Source organism: Sphingomonas endophytica, from assembly GCF_001476895.1.
GTDB lineage: Bacteria > Pseudomonadota > Alphaproteobacteria > Sphingomonadales > Sphingomonadaceae > Sphingomonas > Sphingomonas endophytica_A.
The window spans coordinates 1-838 of record NZ_LDTB01000170.1; the positions used below are offsets into that span (position 1 = coordinate 1).

The window sequence follows — 838 nt, forward strand, 5'->3', positions numbered from 1 at the left end:
TTGTGTTTAAGAGACAGACACTGATGAGAGGCAGGACAAACTAAGCGACTTTTTGGGGGAAACATACGATCAAGCCCTCGCCCAGGCGGAGCGACCCGAGTCCACCGAACAAACAACGGCGGTGGTGCGTATGATGCACGGGCAGGGCGTCGCGCTAGAGCACGTCATCAGCAGACTCCGCGACGTGGCTGACATGATCGATGAGACACAAGCGAAGGCCGCGCGGCAGACTGCGCAAGAGATCAGACGGCTTGGCACTATCGTGGCAATGAGCAGTTTCCTCATCATTTTGGTGTTGGTGTCCCAACGCTGGCACTAAGTGAACGTTCAAGTGCGCCCCGAGATGCAATGACAAATTGGAGACACAAGGGGAATGCTCGACTAGCTCAAAGCGTGCTCTACAACCCACGTATCTAGGTCGGACGCTTGGCAGGCCATCGCGGTGTAGACTGCAATCTGCGCAGGCGAAGTGACGATACGGCACTTTTTCGCGAAGGCAATGGAAGCCGGGAAAAGCTCGACGCTGTCGTCGTAAGCTCCTCGTGGGAAGCCAGAGTTTAATTTGTCCGCGATGCGGGCGGCGCCAACATAGTATGCTCGTTTCATTATTATCCGAGTGGAAACAAAGGACTTCAACGCTTCCGCTTCATAGGGATAAAGCTCCTCAAACTCCTTCCAAGCACACGCCGGCACCCCAATGAGACCGCTTTGGAGATGGCTGAGAAGGACGGTCTTCAGGTTGCCCGACGCAGCAGCAATACCGTGCAGTCCATCGGTATCGGCGATGCACAAGTATTCCGCATCGCCTTCACTCATCATCAAGCTCCAGCGTGTGGAG

The 838-nt window shown here is 55.3% G+C and carries 1 protein-coding gene; it reads right to left on the reverse strand.

The window, feature by feature from the left end; translation table 11 throughout:
- Nucleotides 1-381: 381 nt before the first annotated feature.
- Nucleotides 382-838 (reverse strand): hypothetical protein (locus NS334_RS16575; protein WP_206542699.1); only part of this gene is annotated, 457 nt, incomplete at its 5' end.